General features: G+C 41.6%; 17 protein-coding genes. 16 read left to right on the forward strand and 1 reads right to left on the reverse strand.

Annotated elements, in window-relative coordinates; translation table 11 throughout:
- Positions 1–233: 233 nt before the first annotated feature.
- The 16 genes from cpsA (at position 234) to D8877_RS03090 (ending at position 17,145) form a co-directional block, all read left to right on the forward strand.
- Positions 234–1,706, forward strand: coding sequence for an LCP family glycopolymer transferase CpsA (cpsA, locus tag D8877_RS03015; protein WP_446677707.1), 1,473 nt, complete (start codon positions 234–236; stop codon positions 1,704–1,706).
- A complete protein-coding gene (gene cps4B / locus D8877_RS03020) occupies positions 1,703–2,434 on the forward strand; it encodes a capsular polysaccharide biosynthesis protein Cps4B (RefSeq protein ID WP_125340251.1) in 732 nt (243 codons plus the stop codon). Before cpsA ends, cps4B begins: the two co-directional genes overlap by 4 nt.
- A 7-nt stretch (positions 2,435–2,441) precedes the next feature.
- A complete protein-coding gene (locus tag D8877_RS03025) occupies positions 2,442–3,137 on the forward strand; it encodes a Wzz/FepE/Etk N-terminal domain-containing protein (protein WP_002894051.1) in 696 nt (231 codons plus the stop codon).
- Positions 3,138–3,147: 10 nt separating this feature from the next.
- Positions 3,148–3,846, forward strand: coding sequence for a polysaccharide biosynthesis tyrosine autokinase (locus D8877_RS03030; protein ID WP_002905547.1), 699 nt, complete (start codon positions 3,148–3,150; stop codon positions 3,844–3,846).
- 38 nt (positions 3,847–3,884) lie between these two features.
- On the forward strand, positions 3,885–5,687 hold the full coding sequence (locus tag D8877_RS03035) for a polysaccharide biosynthesis protein (RefSeq protein WP_125352434.1): 1,803 nt from the start codon (positions 3,885–3,887) through the stop codon (positions 5,685–5,687).
- Between the two features lie 15 nt (positions 5,688–5,702).
- A complete protein-coding gene (locus D8877_RS03040) occupies positions 5,703–6,308 on the forward strand; it encodes a sugar transferase (RefSeq protein ID WP_002908523.1) in 606 nt (201 codons plus the stop codon).
- Between the two features lie 6 nt (positions 6,309–6,314).
- Positions 6,315–7,175 (forward strand): NAD-dependent epimerase/dehydratase family protein, encoded by an 861-nt coding sequence (locus D8877_RS03045; RefSeq protein WP_125352436.1) that lies wholly within the window; start codon positions 6,315–6,317, stop codon positions 7,173–7,175.
- A 10-nt stretch (positions 7,176–7,185) separates the two neighbouring features.
- The gene (locus tag D8877_RS03050) at positions 7,186–8,019 is read left to right on the forward strand and encodes a glycosyltransferase (protein WP_185760149.1); all 834 of its coding nucleotides are present in this window, start codon (positions 7,186–7,188) and stop codon (positions 8,017–8,019) included.
- Positions 8,020–8,110: 91 nt separating this feature from the next.
- Entirely contained in the window at positions 8,111–9,070 is a 960-nt protein-coding gene (locus tag D8877_RS03055) for a glycosyltransferase family 2 protein (protein WP_002916687.1), read from the forward strand.
- A gap of 5 nt (positions 9,071–9,075) precedes the next feature.
- Positions 9,076–9,999: a LicD family protein gene (locus tag D8877_RS03060; protein ID WP_125352440.1), complete on the forward strand. Its 924-nt coding sequence runs from the start codon at positions 9,076–9,078 to the stop codon at positions 9,997–9,999.
- Complete coding sequence (locus D8877_RS03065; RefSeq protein WP_125352442.1) at positions 9,999–11,324, forward strand: O-antigen polymerase; 1,326 nt, start codon at positions 9,999–10,001, stop codon at positions 11,322–11,324. Before D8877_RS03060 ends, D8877_RS03065 begins: the two co-directional genes overlap by 1 nt.
- Positions 11,321–12,043: a 2-C-methyl-D-erythritol 4-phosphate cytidylyltransferase gene (gene ispD / locus D8877_RS03070; RefSeq protein ID WP_002908531.1), complete on the forward strand. Its 723-nt coding sequence runs from the start codon at positions 11,321–11,323 to the stop codon at positions 12,041–12,043. The genes D8877_RS03065 and ispD overlap by 4 nt, the downstream gene beginning before the upstream one ends.
- Positions 12,024–13,109 (forward strand): NAD-dependent epimerase/dehydratase family protein, encoded by a 1,086-nt coding sequence (locus D8877_RS03075; RefSeq protein WP_185760150.1) that lies wholly within the window; start codon positions 12,024–12,026, stop codon positions 13,107–13,109. Before ispD ends, D8877_RS03075 begins: the two co-directional genes overlap by 20 nt.
- A gap of 10 nt (positions 13,110–13,119) precedes the next feature.
- A complete protein-coding gene (locus tag D8877_RS03080; RefSeq protein ID WP_125340258.1) occupies positions 13,120–14,529 on the forward strand; it encodes a lipopolysaccharide biosynthesis protein in 1,410 nt (469 codons plus the stop codon).
- Between the two features lie 440 nt (positions 14,530–14,969).
- Positions 14,970–15,986: a UDP-glucose 4-epimerase GalE gene (gene galE, locus D8877_RS03085; protein ID WP_125340259.1), complete on the forward strand. Its 1,017-nt coding sequence runs from the start codon at positions 14,970–14,972 to the stop codon at positions 15,984–15,986.
- A 184-nt stretch (positions 15,987–16,170) separates the two neighbouring features.
- A complete protein-coding gene (locus D8877_RS03090) occupies positions 16,171–17,145 on the forward strand; it encodes an acyltransferase family protein (protein ID WP_125340260.1) in 975 nt (324 codons plus the stop codon).
- 118 nt (positions 17,146–17,263) lie between these two features.
- On the opposite strand, the gene D8877_RS03095 is transcribed toward D8877_RS03090, so the two are convergent.
- Positions 17,264–18,136 (reverse strand): RluA family pseudouridine synthase, encoded by an 873-nt coding sequence (locus D8877_RS03095; protein ID WP_125340261.1) that lies wholly within the window; start codon positions 18,134–18,136, stop codon positions 17,264–17,266.
- Positions 18,137–18,190: the final 54 nt, after the last annotated feature.

Here is an 18,190-nt window from a genome sequence, read left to right on the forward strand (position 1 = left end):
AGCAAAATACTGATATAAAAGAGGGTTCACCTCTTTTTCTGTTGCCAAAAACAGTATAAAATATCGGTTTTTCGAGAATGAAGAAGGAATTTACTGAAAATTAATACAGACTGTCCTTTTTTGTCAACAAAATTTGAAAAAAACTAAAATATTTTTAAATATTTTAGTGTATCATAATGCATTTATGATATAATAAAATGTATTTATATCTCAGGGGAGAAAAAGGGAGAATTATGAATCATCATAGGAGAAATGTGCCTGCTTCTAAAAAGGGGAAGAAGCTTAGGCTCTTTAATGCAGCTTTACTGACATTGGTAAGCTTGGTTTCAGGTTTGCTGGTTTTTTCTATATTTAAAAATAATGTTCTGGCGTTTCATCACCTGAACCTTGTTTTGTCTGCTTTTTTGGCGGCTGTTATTTTACTGGCAGCCTTCTTTATATGGAAAAATAAGTTCAAAGTTCTGACCACGGTGCTTTTGTTTGTGACCTTGCTGGTATCTTCAGGAGCCATGTACGGGGTCAAGGAATTGATGGACTTATCTAGAGGTGTGAACTCCACTTCAAATTACTCTGAAATTGAAATGGCCGTTTATGTCCGGGCGGACAGCGATAAATCAGATGTGACTCAGCTGCAGAAGCTGACAGCTCCGACTGAAAATGGAGACAAGGACAATGTAACGGCTCTTCTGGACCACATCAAGAAGACTAAAAAGACAGAGCTCACAGTGGAAAACAGCTCTTCATATATTGCAGCCTACAAGGCCCTCATCAATCAAGAGGCGGAAGCTATTGCCCTCAATAGTTCATTTGGAGATATGCTGGCTTCTCACGATGCTGATTATGCTTCAAAGATAAAGAAAATCTATACTTATAAAATCACCCGTCAAGTAGAGACAGGCAAGCGCAGGGATGATGCCAATGCGGATGTCTTCAATATCTATGTCAGCGGTATTGACACTTATGGGTCTATCTCATCTGTCTCACGCTCAGATGTCAATATCATCATGACGGTCAATCGCAAGACCAAGAAAGTCCTCTTGACTACAACTCCTCGTGATTCTTATGTGGCGATTGCAGATGGAGGGGCTGGGCAGATGGACAAGCTGACCCATGCAGGGATTTATGGAGTAGATGCTTCTGTCCACACGCTGGAAAATCTTTACGGGATTCGCATTGACTACTATGTTCGTCTGAACTTCACTTCCTTCCTCAAGCTAGTAGACCTGCTGGGTGGGATTGATGTTGAAAATGACCAAGAATTTACCAGCCGACATGGTAATCATCATTTCCCAGTAGGGAAAGTCCATATGAACTCAGATCAGGCATTAGGCTTTGTTCGCGAGCGTTACTCCCTTCAGGGTGGTGACAATGACCGCGGAAAAAATCAAGAAAAGGTTATCGAAGCAGTCATTAAAAAGCTGACTTCAACCAGTGCTTTGAAGAACTACAACGAGATTATTTCCGGCTTGCAGGACTCTATCCAGACTAACATGGAGTTGCCTGTTCTTATGAATCTGGTCAATACCCAGCTGGAGTCAGGGGGAAGCTATCAAGTTCAGTCACAAGCCATCAGCGGAAACGGACGCATGGATTTACCATCCTATGCTATGCCAGATTCTAATCTCTACATGATGGAAATCCAACCGGAAAGCCTTGATAATGCTAAGGCAGCGATTCAGCAGGTAATGGAAGGGAAAACACCATGATTGATATCCATTCTCATATTATATTTGATGTGGACGATGGCCCTAAGAATTTTGAGGATTCCAAAAAACTGCTGGAAGAAAGTTATCGACAGGGAGTTCGGACCATCATCTCTACTTCTCATCGCAGAAAGGGTATGTTTGAAACGCCTGAAGAGACCATTAGCGCTAATTTTAAAATGGTAAAAGAACTGGCAGAGCTTGTAGCGCCTGACTTGACGGTTCTCTATGGGGCAGAGGTTTACTACACTAGCGATGTGGCGGATAAGTTGGAAAAGGGGATTTTCCCCAGTCTAGCTGGTACACGCTATGTGTTGATTGAGTTTAGCATGGCGACGCCCTATAAGGACATTCATAAAGGCTTGGCTCAGATTCTGCGCTTAGGTCTAACACCGGTCGTGGCTCATATCGAGCGCTATCACTGCCTGGAAAATGATGAAAAGAAGGTGCAGGAACTCATTAATATGGGCTGCTATACTCAAATTAATAGCTCCAGTGTTCTAAAACCTAAGCTGCTTGGAGACTCGCATAAATTTATGAAAAAACGGGCTCAATTCTTTTTGGAAAAGGACTTGGTCCACTTTGTTGCCAGCGACATGCACAATCTAAGTCAGAGACCGCCCTTTATGAAGGAGGCCTTTGACATCGTCGCTAAGAAATACGGTTCCCGCCGGGCAGAAGCCCTCTTTGGCGGCAACCAAGCCTTATTATTGAAAAATGAATTGATTTAGGGGAAAAATGGAAAAACAAGAAAAGCAAATCGTAGAAATCGATATTTTGTCCTTGCTGAGAGCCTTATGGCTGAAGAAATTTACCATTGTATTGGGAGCGGTGCTCTTTTCTTTACTGGCTTTTGGCTACAGCGTCTTTATTGCTAAGAAAATGTATCAGAGCACCACACGCATCTATGTGGTTAGCCGTCAGAATGAAACGCAGGCAGCTTTGACTAATCAGGACCTGCAGGCGGGTTCATACCTCGTTAAGGACTTTAAGGAAATCATTCTTTCACAGGCGGTTCTATCACAGGCAATTAGTGAGTTGAAACTGCAAACGTCACCAAGAGAGCTGACACGTCACATCACCGTTTCCGTTCCGGCGGATACTCGTATCGTTTCGATTACAGTTAAGGATGACAATCCAGAGGAAGCGGCTCGCATTGCTAATGCCTTTCGTAATATCGCCGCTGAGAAAATTATCGAGGTGACAAAAGTTTCTGATGTGACAACTTTGGAAGAAGCAACAGTCCCAGCAGAGCCTTCTTCACCAAATATTCGGCGTAATGTTATCTTAGGATTTTTAGGGGGCAGCGTCCTGATGTCGATCTTTATCATCGCTGTAGAAATCCTGGATGATCGGGTGAAGAAGCCAGAGGACATTGAAGAAGTCATGGGCTTGACGCTGTTGGGCGTTATCCCAGATATGAACAGAATGTAAGGGAGAGAAAATGGCAACCTTAGAATTAGTTAGGAAAAAAAGGAATCTTGTCAAACTAACCGAGGAATACTATAACGCTCTGAGTACTAATGTACAGCTGAGCGGCGCCAATATCAAGATGGTCGAAATAAGCTCGGTGACGGCAAATGAAGGAAAGTCTACAACCTCAGTGAATCTCGCGGCCGCCTTTGCCAGAGCTGGTCATAAGACCTTGATGATCGATGCGGATATCCGCAACTCAGTCATGTCCGGTGTGTTTAGCAGTCAGAGAAAAGTATCAGGACTGACGGACTATCTGTCAGGACAGGCTGCCCTGCATGAAGTCATCAACGATACAGATCTGGACAACCTAGATGTGATCTTATCTGGTCCAGTATCACCTAATCCGACGGGGCTTTTGCAAAGCAAGCAGTTTGAAGCGCTTTTGACTGACCTGCGTGTCCGCTATGACTATATCATTGTGGATACTTCACCGATTGGTCTGGTCATTGATGCAGCCATCATTGCTCAGAAATGCGATGCTAGCTTCTTGGTGACACAAGCAGGACATATCAAACGAAAAGCAGTCATGAAAGCTAAAGAGCAGTTGGAGCAAACGGGAACTCCTTTTTTGGGTGTTGTCCTCAATAAATATAACATTGATTTGGAGCGCTATGGTGCCTACGGAACTTATGGGGGATATGGCAGCTATGGCAATTATGGGAAATAGGGAATAAAGAGTTTTAGGATAATTGGGAGATTAGGAACATGACAAGAGCGAGAAAAAGAGTCATCTTAATTATTGTTGATATTATTTTGCTCAGTATAAGTCAGGGGATTTCAAAATTCTTCTTAGCAAAATATGTCGGGATAACGGATTTGTCTTTTATCTCTATTTTAATGGGGATTATTGTACTATATTTGACATTTGCAACACTGTCGAATGTCTTTTCTACCATTACAAGGTATACAGATTACAAAACAATGTTTCGAGTTGGGGGCTCAATTTTGGGAGCTTACTCGATTGTATACATTGTAGAGAAAATTTTTTATGAATCCACAAACAGTAGATATATTGTCCTTTCTATGCTACTATCGTTTTTGTTGGTTATTGCTTCAAGGCTGACTTGGCGGGAGATTCATGAATTCGTGCAGCATCCTTCAGCTTTACTGGGTAAGAAAGTAGATGGGACGAAGACCCTTGTTGTTGGTTCAGGGGATGGTGCCAGTCTCTTTATCAAGACAGCCCAGCAAAAATCAAAAGATTTAAAAATAGTTGCGATTGTAGATGATGATAAGAACAAGCAAAATACGTATCTTCATGGAGTAAAAGTTGTAGGAACAACTGAGCAGATACCTGAAATTGTAGGGAATTATGAAGTTGAACAAATTGTCATTGCCATTCCTTCGTTGGCTCCGGATGATTACGAACGAATCGTAGAGTACTGCCAACAGACGGAGGTCAAGGTCAATGCCATGCCTAAGTATGAACAGGTGATTACGGGGAAACTATCTGTCAGCAAACTTCAGGAAATTGATATTGCAGATCTGTTAGGGCGTAAAGAAGTTAAGCTGGATCAGCAAAGTTTGAAGTCCAATATTAAATGCAAGACAGTTCTTGTTACGGGGGCCGGTGGCTCTATCGGCTCGGAACTTTGCCGTCAGATTGCTCAATTCTGCCCAGCTAGGCTCCTGCTTCTAGGTCATGGAGAAAATTCAATTTATTTGATTCACAAGGAGCTGTCAAGCCGTTATAAAGATGATATTGAGTTGATTCCAATCATTGCAGATATTCAAGATAGAGAGAGAATTTTCCATATTATGGAAACCTATCGTCCTGATCGAGTGTATCATGCAGCAGCTCATAAGCATGTTCCCTTGATGGAGTACAATCCGACAGAAGCTGTCAAAAACAATATCTACGGCACGCGAAATGTAGCAGAAGCAGCAAAGGCTGCTGGTGTCGCGAAATTTGTCATGATTTCTACAGATAAGGCGGTCAACCCGCCTAATGTTATGGGGGCAACTAAACGTGTAGCAGAAATGGTCGTAACCAGTTTAAATGAAGAAGGAAAGACTCTTTTCTCAGCTGTCCGCTTTGGGAATGTTTTGGGCAGTCGAGGTAGTGTTGTTCCTTTGTTCAAGGAGCAGATTGCCAAGGGAGGTCCAATCACCGTGACGGACTTTCGAATGACACGCTATTTCATGACGATACCAGAAGCCAGCCGCTTGGTGATTCAGGCTGGAGCCTTGATGCAAGGAGGAGAGGTTTTTGTCTTGGATATGGGCGAGCCTGTGAAAATTTTGGACCTGGCTAAAAAGATGATTACGCTCAGCGGCCATACTGAAGAGGAGATTCAGATTCAGGAAGCAGGCATTCGACCGGGCGAAAAGCTATATGAAGAGCTCTTGTCTGCCAAGGAAAAGGTCAATGATCAAGTCTATGAAAAGATTTTTGTAGGAAATGTTCAGTCGCTGCCCAAGACCGAGGTTGATTCCTATGTGGACTCTCTTCTGTCTCTTGGTGCAAATGACCTCAAGGACAGCTTGGTAAAGTTTGCACAGCAATAAGTTTTTAGGATAATCATGTATAAATTTTTTAAACGAACATTAGATATAGTCTTGTCATTCTTAGGAATGATTGTCTTATCACCGTTTTTTCTGCTTCTAGTACTCGCTATTAAATTGGATTCTAAAGGACCAGTTTTGTTCAAACAGAAGCGGGTCGGTCTGCATAAGAAACACTTCTATATTTTGAAATTCAGAACGATGCGAATTGATACACCTAAGGATACCCCAACTCATTTACTGGAAAATCCTGAGCAATGGATTACAAAGGTTGGGAAGTTTCTTAGGAAGACGTCTCTGGATGAGTTGCCTCAGATTTGGAATATTTTTGTCGGTGACATGAGTATCATAGGTCCAAGACCGGCTCTTTGGAATCAGTATGATTTGATTGAAGAGCGAGACCGCTATGGAGCTAATGATGTTTTGCCAGGTCTGACAGGATGGGCTCAGATTCACGGGCGAGATGAGTTGCCGATTGCTAAGAAAGCTGAATTGGACGGCTACTACGTCCAGCATTTGTCTTTTGGATTGGATGTCCGCTGTTTTTTTGGCACCATTAAGAGTGTTGCTAAGAGCGAAGGCGTTGTCGAAGGCGGCACGGGAAATATGGAAAAGAAAGATTAAAGGCTGATGAAAAGAATATTAATTACAGGAGAGGGTAGCTATATCGGCCGGAGCTTTAAGATGTATGTTTCTTCACGGGAGGATGTCCAGGTTGATGAGTTGGACGTCCGCGGAGAAGCCTGGAAGGAGAAAGATTTTTCGTCTTTTGATGTAATTTTGCATTTGGCGGCGATTGTCCATATCTCCAACCCATCAAAAGAGATGGAGTCGGTATATAATCAAGTCAATACTCAGCTACCTTATGAATTGGCTCAAAAAGCTAAAGGCGAAGGTGTCAAACAGTTTATCTTTATGAGCAGCATGAGTGTCTACGGAGAAGTTTTGGGAGACCGGGTTATCACAAAAGACACGCAAGAAGGTCCTAATTCTTTTTATGGCAAAAGCAAACTAGCTGCTGAGCAACTTCTGGCGGAATTGGAGAGCGAAGATTTCAAATTGGCAGTTTTACGGCCGCCCATGGTTTATGGTCATCAAGCTAAGGGAAACTATAAGCGACTGTCAAAGTTGGCTCAGAAACTACCAGTCTTCCCTTTGGTTCAGAATGAACGTAGTATGATTTATATTGATAACCTTTGTGAGTTTATCAGGCTGATTGTTCAGAATCAAGACAGCGGTGTTTTCTATCCTCAAAATCAGGACTATGTCAATACCTCTCAGCTAGTCAGAGAAATAAAAAGGGCTCATGGCCAGAGAGTAGTCTTGCTGCCTGCATTTAACTGGATTTTAAAAGGACTGTCCCGCCATGTTTCGACTCTGAATAAGCTATTTTCAGATTTAACTTATGAAAAAGATATGTCTAGCTATCCTCAGTCTTATCAGGTGGCAGATTTTAGGAGGTCTATTGAGAGGACGGAGAAGGGAAATTAGTTTAGGATGATTGGGGGGATTGTTAGTGAAGTTTTCGGTATTGATGTCTGTCTATCAGAAAGAGAATCCGGATTTCTTAAGGAAGAGTCTAAATAGCGTTCTTATAGAGCAGAGCCGCAAGCCAGAAGAGCTTGTCCTTGTAGAGGATGGGCCGCTGACAGAAGAGCTGTATCAGACGATTCAAGATTTCCAGGGAACATTTCCAGAGATGAAAGTTCTGCCTTTAAAGGAAAATGTCGGATTGGGAGAAGCTTTGCATCGGGGAGTTGAGGCTTGCTCTTATGACTGGATTGCTAGAATGGATTCAGACGACATTGCGACACCGGACCGTTTTCAGCAACAAGTGGACTATATTGAGCAGCATCCGCAGTTAGATGTTCTGGGTGGCAATATCATAGAATTTGACGCGGAACCAGATCAAATAGTGGCAGAGAAACAAATGCCGCTTTCTCATGAAGAGATTATCAAAAGGTTGCAGCGGAGAAATCCTTTCTGTCACATGACGGTATTTTTCAAGAAATCATCTGTTTTAAAAGCAGGCAATTACAAGCCCCTGCCTTTAGTGGAAGACTATTATCTTTGGGCGAGAATGGCTGCTCAGGGATGTCGTTTCGCTAATATTAATCGGGTCTTGGTTTATGCTCGTGTCGGAAATGGCATGCATACGAGAAGAAGCCAGACAAATCAGATTGCCAGCTGGAAAGTAGTCAATACTTTTTTGCTGTCACATGGTATGTTGAACCGAGGACAATATTATCAAAATATGTTGATGATTCGTGCTTTTGTGGGAACGCCTATTTGGATAAAAGCGTTTATTTATAAGTATCTGCTTAGAAGAAAGTAATCTTCTTCACAGACAGAGCAGTCTAGCTTAGACAGGGAGAAAGCTAAAAGTTAGGGGGATATAGGATGAAAAGTTTAGGAAGGAGGGAGAAATGATTTCTGTCGTGATGGCGACCTATAATGGGGCGGATTTTATTTTGGAGCAACTAGACTCTATCCGCACTCAAAAGCTGAAGCCTGATCAGGTCATTATCTGTGATGACTGTTCGACAGATCAGACAGTGGTGCTAATCAGGGACTACATCACCAAGCACCAACTGACTGATTGGCAGCTAATTGAAAATCAGGAAAATTTGGGTCATTATCGAACTTTTATAAAATTAGCGAGTTTGGCTGAGCATGATATTGTTTTTTTCGCTGATCAGGATGATAAATGGCTGCCTGATAAAACAGCTGCCTTGCAGAAAGTACTGTTAGAAACAGACGCTGCTATGGTGTATGGCCAGTCTTACTTGATTGATCAAAAAGGTCAGGTCATCAAGGAACCTAAGGTTTCAGGAGAATGTCGAGAAAGAAATCTAGCTTGGCTTCTGAAAAATTGGCCGTCAGGTTATCAGACAGCTTTTAGAAAGTCGGTACTGACTGATATTTTAGAGCAACAGTATACGGATTATCCTGGATTTGACTATCATGATGTTTTATTTGGTATGCTGGCTCCATTGTATGGAAAAGTTGTTTGCTTGGACAATCTTCTAGATCAGCATCGCATTCATCAGGCGAATGTAACCCAGTCTGCGTCGTCGCTCAGTTTTAATAAAACAAGGTTATCTAGGATTAACTATTTACAGAAGGTCATCAGTCGCTATGAGTCCGTGCAAAAAATCGCAGAAGAGCGCCAGATTTCTGAGGCGGATCATCGCCAGCTTGCTAGGGCTTTGGCCTTGACCAATCTTAGACTGAAATTATTACAGTCTAGAAATCCATTTTGGGCTTTGGGCCTGATGTTTCAAATAAGGGAGTATCGAACAATAAAAGATTTCATCAGTGATTTGGTATACACCTATTCACTGAATGGAGTTGCTAGGAGATTATTGAAAAAGTTTGGGAGGTAAGAAAAATGAGAGGAACCAGTAAGATTGAATGGGAGTTGGCTTTGGGAGAACGCTTCAGCCCCATGTATCAGAAAATTACGAATGATAAATTAAAGGTTTTACAAAAAGCCTATTTACAAATGTATAAAAAATTTGATGCAGAGTGTCGTCGGCATCATATTCATTCCTACATGGTTGCAGGGACCTTGATTGGTTCTTTGCGACATGGGGGCTATATCCCTTGGGACGATGATATCGACTTGGTGATGTTCCGAGAGGACTACAATCGTCTGCAGGAAATCTTTGCGGACAGCGAGGACTTCGAGCTAATCTCTCCTGCGGATGCGACAGATAGTGTCTTTAAGGTTCTAAAGCTGCAGAGCAAGTCACTGACCTACTATGATGTTTTAGGAGAAGGTTTCAGTAAAAAGAAACATCTTTATCTTGATATGCTGCCAATTGACTTTGTCCCAGAGAATAACATGCTTCGCAAGCTCAAGGGTCTTCTATTCAGAGCCTTGGATTTGTCACACAATAGCTCACGCTGCTATACGAAGTTTACTCCGCATCTGACCTATATGGCTAAAGAATCTAAAGAACTTAGACAAAATCTTTGGGTTAGAAGACTGATAGGCTTCCCTTCTTTTATCATGGGGCCGGCTAATATGTATAAGTTGATGGAAAAACTCATCCAGTCTAATAAGAAGACTTCAAAAATAACAATTGCTTATGGTGTAAAAGGCTATTTGGGAGAGACTATCGACTATGAAAGTTTCTATCCAGCTAAGAAGTATTCCTTTGAAGGCTATGAGTTCGATGGACCTAATGATGCGGACAAGTATCTGACCAATCGCTACGGTGATTACATGACACCGCCTGAAAAAAAAGAACAGACAGAACGTCATGTCAGACTGAGAGATAATTGGGTTGAATTAATAGAAGGAAGATAATGGTTTTTTTACTAATTTTGGGTGGCCTTTTCCTCTTGTTTTTGACAATCAAAACAGTAGGAAGAGACTATGCTAACCCGGCTTTTATATACTTGGCAATATGGTTGATAGCAAGCATTTTTACTGCATTTTATTCATCCAAATGGGGAGAGGGACTTTCTCTGATAACGGTCACTGTTATCTTTGTTGGAAATGCCATTTTTTTAATGGGAGTCCTCTTGTCATCGAATTTGTTTGCTGAGAGAAAGTTGGACGCCAAACCTAGTCAAATAAAGGTGAGTAATTTTTTCATTATTTTAGTTCTCTTGTTTTTGGCTTATGCGGTCAGGTTTATTTATTCCGATTTGCTTTACTTGGCGGCGCAGAGCAAGCAGGTACCTGGGGGATTGTTTAAAACCATTGAATTGGCTCGGCATATGACTACAAATTATGATTTCTCTCTTAGTCGTCTTAGCCTCAATTTGTTGCGGGTTAACTTTTCCTTAGGAATTGTTTTCTTCTACTTCTTTTGCGAGTCTCTTTTTTCAGGAAAAGATGGCATTTTTTACAAGGGCAAGTTACTGCTGGTTAGTCTGATTTCTTTAGGTGTTTCCCTCTTGTCTACTGGGCGTACGGAGTTGCTGGGCTTGGTTGCAGGCTATGCTATTGTGTATATGTTGTTTTTCTCGAAGTATTATTCGTGGAGAGACAGCAGGTATGGTGTGAAGCTTTTTCGATCTTTGCTGATAATTGGCTTTGTATTCCTTGTCTTATTCATGGCAGTTGGAACCTTTGTTCTCAATCGAGTGGATAGTCGGGCAGAGTTCGGAATTTTGGATAATTTGGTTAAATATATGGGTTCACCCATTCAGGCTTTAGACTATTATCTGAAAAATCCTACTCTTTATAGCGATAATCAAGTCTTTGGAGAAAATACTCTTATTGCTATCTATGGAACATTGAAATCCCTCGGTCTGTCTAGCCATGAGTTGACACCTTTCCTGCCTGTTGTTCATTTTAACGATGATAAAACCAATGTTTACACAATTTATTACTACTTTATTAAGGATTTTGGCTATTTCTCAGTCCTTATCTTTCAGCTTTTATATGGCTTCTTTTACGGAAGTTTCTACTATTCTATCAAAAAACGCTATTTCACCCCGCTAAAGGTTATTGTTTTCGCTTTATTTGCGTATCCTTTGGTCATTTCATTCTTTCAGGAAACGTTGCTGTCATTGCTGACAACCCATATTAATCGGATTATCTATGCTTTTGTGATTTATATGGCAGCTGATTTACTGAGTAGAGTACGATTTACAAGGAGAGGAAGGAAAGTATCGGTATGACGACATCAGCTCTGATATTCGCAGGCGGCACAGGCAGCCGCATGAATACCAAGACCTTACCCAAGCAGTTTTTAGAGTTGCACGGTAAGCCTATTATTATTCATACGATTGAGCACTTTGAAGACCATCCGGCAGTATCGGACATTGTGGTTGTCTGTGTAGACGGCTGGCTGGATTATTGCAGAGATTTATTAGCTCGATTCAATATTAAAAAAGTCAGTCAAGTGGTTCCTGGTGGAGAGACTGGACAAATGTCTATTTTTAATGGTCTATCTGTCTTATGGGAAAAGTACAAGAACGATGACGACTATGTGTTGATTCATGATGGTGTTCGCCCCTTGATTGACGGGGGAATCATTTCTAAAAATATTGAGGCGGCCAAAAAGTATGGGGCAGCTATTACGGTTAAGCCGGTTATCGAAACGGTTATTCAGGTCGATGAGGCGGATGTTATTAATCAGGTTATCGAGCGTTCCACTTGTCAGACAGCTGTCGCCCCTCAAACCTTTGCACTTTCAAAGATTCACTCCCTGCATTTAAAAGCTCAGGCAGAGAATCAGTTTGATATGACGGATTCTGCGACACTGGCTCGTTATTTTGGACTCCCTCTGCATACAGTCATGGGGGGCAGCGAAAATATCAAAATTACGACTCCCTCTGATTTTTATATTTTTAGAGCGATTTACGAAGCGCGTGAAAATGCACAAATTTTTGGTTGATATGGGAAATAATACAATTTTACAAAAGGATATGGAAGACCTAGCTACTGTCAGTCCTATTCTTAGAGAACTGAGAAATGTTACAGTCTTGGTAACCGGAGCAACAGGACTTATAGGCAGACACTGTATTTCCGCTTTGATGGCTTTAAACGATTTGTACGATGCCAATATCAGAGTAGTGGCCTTGGCGCGAAATCAGAAAAAAGCGGAAGAACTATTTCAGGATTTTTTACATAGTGAGAATCTGCAGCTAGTGTATGCTGACTTGCTGTCAGATTGGCAGATAGAGGAGGATTTGGATTATATTATCCATGGAGCCAGTGCGACGGACTCCTCTTTTTTCGTTGAGCATCCTGTGGAGACAATTGATCTAGCCGTAAATGGAACGAAAAAACTGCTGGAGCTGGCTAAAAATAAGCAGATTCGCAGTATGGTCTATCTCTCTTCTCTGGAAGTCTATGGAACGACAAATCCGGAAGCTTCCAGCATTAGCGAGAAAGATTACGGTTATTTGGATCCAACCAGTGTGCGTAGCAGTTATTCGGAAAGCAAGCGCATGGCAGAGTCCTTATGTGTAGGCTATTGTCATCAGTATCAGGTGCCGGTTAGGATGACTCGTTTGTCACAGACTTTTGGCCCAGGTGTGAGCTATGAAGACAACAGAGTTTTTGCACAGTTTGCGCGGGCTGTCCTTGAAAAGAGAGATATTATCCTCCGAACTAAAGGGGAGACTGTTCGAAACTACTGCTATACCAAAGATGCTATTGAAGCCATATTTTACATTCTGCTGAAAGGCCAAGCAGGTCAAGCTTATAATGTCGCCAATAAAGAGACGGCTATTTCCATTCGTGAGATGGCGGAAATGGTTATTGAGCTAAGTGGTAGCAATGAAACGAAGTTAGTTTTTGATTTGGCAGAAGATGTGGAAAAGCTAGGCTATAATCCGACAGTTAAGATTCGTCTTAATACGGACAAGCTTGAGAATTTAGGCTGGCAAGCTCATACTGATTTAGAAACCATGTTTTTACGGTTAATTGAGAGCATGGCGTCAGATAGGAAGAAATAGGAGGATAAATTTGTCTGGTGGATTTAAAAAAATAATAGCTAATTTTTCCTATGTCGTCTTGTCCAATTTGTTGACAGTAATAGTTTCTTCTCTGGTTGTCTTGATTTTGCCTAAGATTATGGGTGTAGAGGAGTATGGCTACTGGCAACTCTATATTTTTTATTTATCTTATGCCGGTTTTGTTCATCTGGGTTGGGTGGACGGAATCTACCTGCGCTACGGTGGTTTGGAGTATGATGATCTGGATAAAGAAAAGTTTTTCTCTCAGTTTCTCATGCTTTTGATCTATCTGACAGGGATTGGAATTTTATTTTTCTTAGGGATTTCTTCCTTCATTAGAGATGAGAGCAGTCGGTTTGTTTTTATACTTTTGGTTTATACCATGTTGGTCACCAATCTGCGCTTTCTCTTTGTTTACGTTTTGCAGATGACTAATCGACTAAAGGAAAGTTCCTATGTTGTCAGTGGAGACCGACTCCTCTATTTACTGCTTTTACTGGTCTTTATTTTCGTGGGTTTTCGAGATTTCAAGATTATGGTCTATGCAGATTTAATTGGTAGAGTTGTTTCTCTTTTTTATGCCATGTATCTATGCCGAGATATGGCCCTGCGACCTCTCAATCAGTTTAAGCTTGATGTACGGGAAACGGTTTGCAATATTGCTGTCGGTATCAATCTGATGCTATCAAATATAGCCAGTATGCTCATTATCGGTACGGTTCGAATGGGGATTCAAAAGGTATGGAACATTGCTACATTTGGGAAAGTATCCTTGACCCTGAGCATTTCCAATCTGCTTATGACCTTTATCAACGCTATCGGTTTGGTCATCTTTCCGATTTTGAAACGGACGGACGAAAGCAAGTTGCCTAAGATTTACAATCAGTTGCGGAATGTCCTTATGGTTCTTATGTTTGGTGTGCTTTTGCTGTATTATCCTCTAAAAATAGCTTTGGACAGCTGGCTACCGGCTTACAGAGAGTCCTTGATATTTATGGCTCTGGTCTTTCCTATGTCTGTCTACGAGGGCAAGATGGCTCTGCTTATCAATACCTACTTAAAAGCCTTGCGAATGGAGAGGCAGATTTTTAAAGTAAATGTTATTGCCATGCTCTTAAGCTTTGCTACTACCTTGATTTTTGCAGTTTCTTTGCGCAATCTGAATGCTACAGTGCTGTCTATCGTGCTGCTGCTGGCGACTAGGAGTATACTGGCAGAGCTAATCTTAGCCAAGAGGATGCAGATTGAAGTCGTCAAAGATATCTGGGTTGAGTTGCTAATGACGCTTGTATTTATTGCTTCGAATTGGTTTTTATCAGTTTATCTAGCTGCTGCAGCTTACGGATTTGTCTATCTGACCTACAGCATTTACAAATACAAAAGTTTGAAAGGTCTGCTCCAGCAATTGCGGGCTCGTTGATGCTCGGGAAATTATAAATAGTTTAACAATCTAAATGCTAAGCCCTGTCCGGGCTTTTTACGTTTGTAATGTAGCGTTAGCATACAAAATTACTCTGGCTACAATTAGTTTGCTGAACCAGATATTGTATATAGTGGAAATGAAAGACAATTTTTCCAGTAATTTATTGCAGATTATGGTATTTTTTGAGAATAATTAGAAATTAGCTAAAATAATTCCGTTCTTTATGCCTGAGAATATAAATGGTTTTGCAAGTGATTCTACCATGAAGAGATTTCAAAAGGCATCAGGAGAGCAGAGCTATAGGGTAGCAAATTAGGCTAGTTTTTGGTATTTTTAGTAAGTGCAGAATTTGGCGGTCAACTTTGGGAAGAGAAATACCTGTTAGTTGCAATAGTAAAATTAAAGAGAACTTGAGGATTAGCAAGAAGAGGTGTCCTATGAAAAAAATTTTAGTCACAGGCGGAACGGGGTATATAGGAAGTCACACAGTGGTTGAACTAGTCGCCGCGGGCTATGACGCCATTATCGTGGATAACTTTTCGAATAGCTCTCCAGAAGTGCTAGAGCGCTTAGAAACTATCACTGGTGTGAACATCCCGTTTTACAAGGGTTCGATTTCTGATAAAGATATGATGAACCAGATTTTCGAAGACAATCACATTGATGCAGTCATTCATTTAGCAGCCTATAAGTCAGTAGAAGAATCGGTGCGGGAACCACTTAAATATTACGAAAATAATGTCAGTGCTGGTATTTCTCTTCTTGATGTTATGGAAGAGCACAAGGTAGAACATATTATCTTTAGCTCCAGTGCCACGGTCTATGGAATGAATCATTGTTCATCCTTGACAGGAGATTTATCTACTTCAGCGACCAATCCATATGGTTACACCAAGCTGATGATGGAACAGATTTTGACGGATCTCGCTCTTGCACATTCAGATTGGTCTGTAACCAATCTTCGTTACTTCAATCCAATTGGTGCTCACGAGTCTGGTCTGATTGGTGAGGCTCCAAATGGAATTCCTAATAACCTTATGCCTTATATTACTCAGGTTGCGGTCGGTAAATTGCAAGAGCTTAGCGTTTTCGGAAATGATTATGATACGTATGACGGTACAGGAGTGCGGGATTATATCCATGTAGTCGATTTAGCCAAGGGCCATGTTTTAGCCTTGAAACATAATTTAGAAAACAAGGGGGTCGCTGTTTTCAATCTTGGTACAGGGATTGGTTATAGTGTACTGGATATGGTTAAAGCATTTGAAAATGTCAATGGTGTGAAAATTCCTTATACTATAAAGGATAGGCGACCTGGAGATGTGGCGACTTGCTTCGCTGATGCAAGTAAAGCAAATGACATTTTGGGCTGGAAAGCTGAGAAAACTCTCCAAGATATGATGCGAGATTCTTGGAGATGGCAAAGTTCAAATCCTAATGGCTATGAAGGCTAATGTAGAATATCCGCTAGATGAATAAAACTCTTCTGTAATAGTGCAGAAGAGTTTTTCTAGAGAAGAGATATAAGTTTCGTCGGATGAAAAACTTTTCAAAGATTGTCATCAATTGATATGTTTTTTAATGGGCATGTAATCTGGCCTTGATGAGCTGTAATAATAAACATGCTATAATGTCTGCATGAAGACTGAAAACACAACTTTGCACGCTTTCAAGGCCCTAGCTTGCTTTAGTATTGTTTCCTTACACTTTCTGTTGCCGGGGCAATTTGGCGTTTTTTATCAAATTGTGGCCCGCTTTGCAGTTCCCTTTTTCATGATGCTGTCGGGCTATTTTTCCTTTAATATTTCCAGAGATAAGGTCAAGTATCGTCTCAAGCAGATGCTCCTTTTGACAGCTGCCAGTCTGATGTTTTACACGATTGTGCATTTTGTCAATCTAGTGCTGACAAGAGAGTTAACAGAAAAGATGGCAGCTATAGACCTGTCTGATTTTGCAGACTTTTTCCTCTTTAACAGTCCCAGGGACTTGATTGGCTCGGCTGCTACACCGACCTGGTATCTGCTGGCTATTTCCTATATCTACACGCTTTATCTGGTTTTTTATAAGCATTTTCACCGCTTAACTAGCTTTGGTGTGTCTCTGTTCTTGTTGGTTCTGGCCTTTTGTATTGAGTTCAATATTAGTGGCACCCTGTACTATCGAAACTTCCTATTTATGGGCCTTCCCTTTTTCATTCTAGGGATGCAGTTTGCTAAGCATCGGGATCGGATTTTAGCCTACGACTTGTCTTCGGTGAAAAAATGGACTATTGGCTTAGGAATAGCAGGCTTGATTTTAATTGAGTACTATTTTATGGGGACGGAGTACGACCTCTATCCCAGCACTCTTTTTTCATCCAGTGCGATTTTCCTCTATGCGGTCAGAAATGGGAGCGATATTGACATTCCTGTTTTGAACAATATCGCCAAGAGATACGCGACCATGATTTATATCATTCATCCTTTCATTATCTTCATTTTCAGGTCGATAATGCCTCGGAATACTATTTATAGTTTTGGCTTTTTTATCATTTTCTTACTGTCTTATTTGCTGAGCATAGCTTTTCAGAAAGCCATCAGGCCCAAACTTATCAGTGCACTTCCGGCTCAGTGATGTAAGCTGTCATAGCTTATCCTCGCTTTGACTCCAAACTAAAAGCAACAGATGATTTCTGTTGCTTTTCATGGTTTATCTAGGATAAGGTTACAGTCTATCTCTCAGAGTAGAGCTTTTATGATTTCAGACTGCTTAAGACCTTTTCAAAGCTGTCGGAGCGAGCCTCGACAGTGATTTTTTCTAGCGTAAAAGGGTGGGTGAAGGTCAGGCGATGGGCATGGAGCATAAGCCGTCCCTGAGGCTGCGGATGATAGAGGGGGTCGCCGACCAGAGGGTGTCCGTGGTGAGCCAGATGGACACGGATCTGATGGGTGCGGCCAGTCTTGAGTTGGCATTTGACCAAGGCAGACTGTCCAAATTGCTTGAGCCGAGTCACATGAGTTTCTGCGTAGAGTCCTTTCCGGGGGTCAACCAGCCGTTTCCTGCGGTCATGGCGGTCGCGGCCAATCTTGTCTTTATAGATAATCTTTTTGCTTGGGAACTTGCCTTGGACCAGAGCCCAATATTGGCGGCTGATTTCTCGCTTTTCCAGCAGCCGATTGAGGATGGGCAGGACAAAGGGATTCTTGGCAAAGAGGACGGCACCGCTGGTTTCTTTATCTAGCCGGTGAACGACATAGCAGGTCTCGCCGACATAGGCAGAAACATGATTAAGCAGGGCTAGTTCCGTTGGTTCATTAGCATGGGTTTTCATACCCTCAGGTTTATTGACGATAATGAGGTGCTGGTCTTGGTAGAGTTCTTCTACGAGTTCGCCATTTCCAAGCAAGATTGTCTTTTGAGGATAATCCTCTTCATCAAATATCAGGCGGATATCATCTCCAGGTTTGATTACAGTCTGCCAGTTAATGGCTAGGCCGTTGACGGACACATGCTTTTTGGTTCGCAGAAAGTGCCGGATTTTTCGTGGAATGAGAAATTGTTCTTCCAGCAGCTCTTTGACTGTCATAGCGGGCAGTCCATCTGGGATAGTGAGTGTGAATTTCATACATTTATTGTAGCAGAAAGCTTGCTGTTTGGAAATAGGTAGTGTCGGATAAGG

It is taken from the genome of Streptococcus sanguinis, assembly GCF_003943735.1.
Taxonomy (GTDB): domain Bacteria; phylum Bacillota; class Bacilli; order Lactobacillales; family Streptococcaceae; genus Streptococcus; species Streptococcus sanguinis_E.

Coding starts and splice junctions, on each gene's coding strand:
- cpsA (WP_446677707.1), top strand. CDS start 234: ATGAATCATCATAGGAGAAATGTGCCTGCTTCTAAAAAGGGGAAGAAG.
- cps4B (WP_125340251.1), top strand. CDS start 1,703: ATGATTGATATCCATTCTCATATTATATTTGATGTGGACGATGGCCCT.
- D8877_RS03025 (WP_002894051.1), top strand. CDS start 2,442: ATGGAAAAACAAGAAAAGCAAATCGTAGAAATCGATATTTTGTCCTTG.
- D8877_RS03030 (WP_002905547.1), top strand. CDS start 3,148: ATGGCAACCTTAGAATTAGTTAGGAAAAAAAGGAATCTTGTCAAACTA.
- D8877_RS03035 (WP_125352434.1), top strand. CDS start 3,885: ATGACAAGAGCGAGAAAAAGAGTCATCTTAATTATTGTTGATATTATT.
- D8877_RS03040 (WP_002908523.1), top strand. CDS start 5,703: ATGTATAAATTTTTTAAACGAACATTAGATATAGTCTTGTCATTCTTA.
- D8877_RS03045 (WP_125352436.1), top strand. CDS start 6,315: ATGAAAAGAATATTAATTACAGGAGAGGGTAGCTATATCGGCCGGAGC.
- D8877_RS03055 (WP_002916687.1), top strand. CDS start 8,111: ATGATTTCTGTCGTGATGGCGACCTATAATGGGGCGGATTTTATTTTG.
- D8877_RS03060 (WP_125352440.1), top strand. CDS start 9,076: ATGAGAGGAACCAGTAAGATTGAATGGGAGTTGGCTTTGGGAGAACGC.
- D8877_RS03065 (WP_125352442.1), top strand. CDS start 9,999: ATGGTTTTTTTACTAATTTTGGGTGGCCTTTTCCTCTTGTTTTTGACA.
- ispD (WP_002908531.1), top strand. CDS start 11,321: ATGACGACATCAGCTCTGATATTCGCAGGCGGCACAGGCAGCCGCATG.
- D8877_RS03075 (WP_185760150.1), top strand. CDS start 12,024: ATGCACAAATTTTTGGTTGATATGGGAAATAATACAATTTTACAAAAG.
- galE (WP_125340259.1), top strand. CDS start 14,970: ATGAAAAAAATTTTAGTCACAGGCGGAACGGGGTATATAGGAAGTCAC.
- D8877_RS03090 (WP_125340260.1), top strand. CDS start 16,171: ATGAAGACTGAAAACACAACTTTGCACGCTTTCAAGGCCCTAGCTTGC.
- D8877_RS03095 (WP_125340261.1), bottom strand. CDS start 18,136: ATGAAATTCACACTCACTATCCCAGATGGACTGCCCGCTATGACAGTC.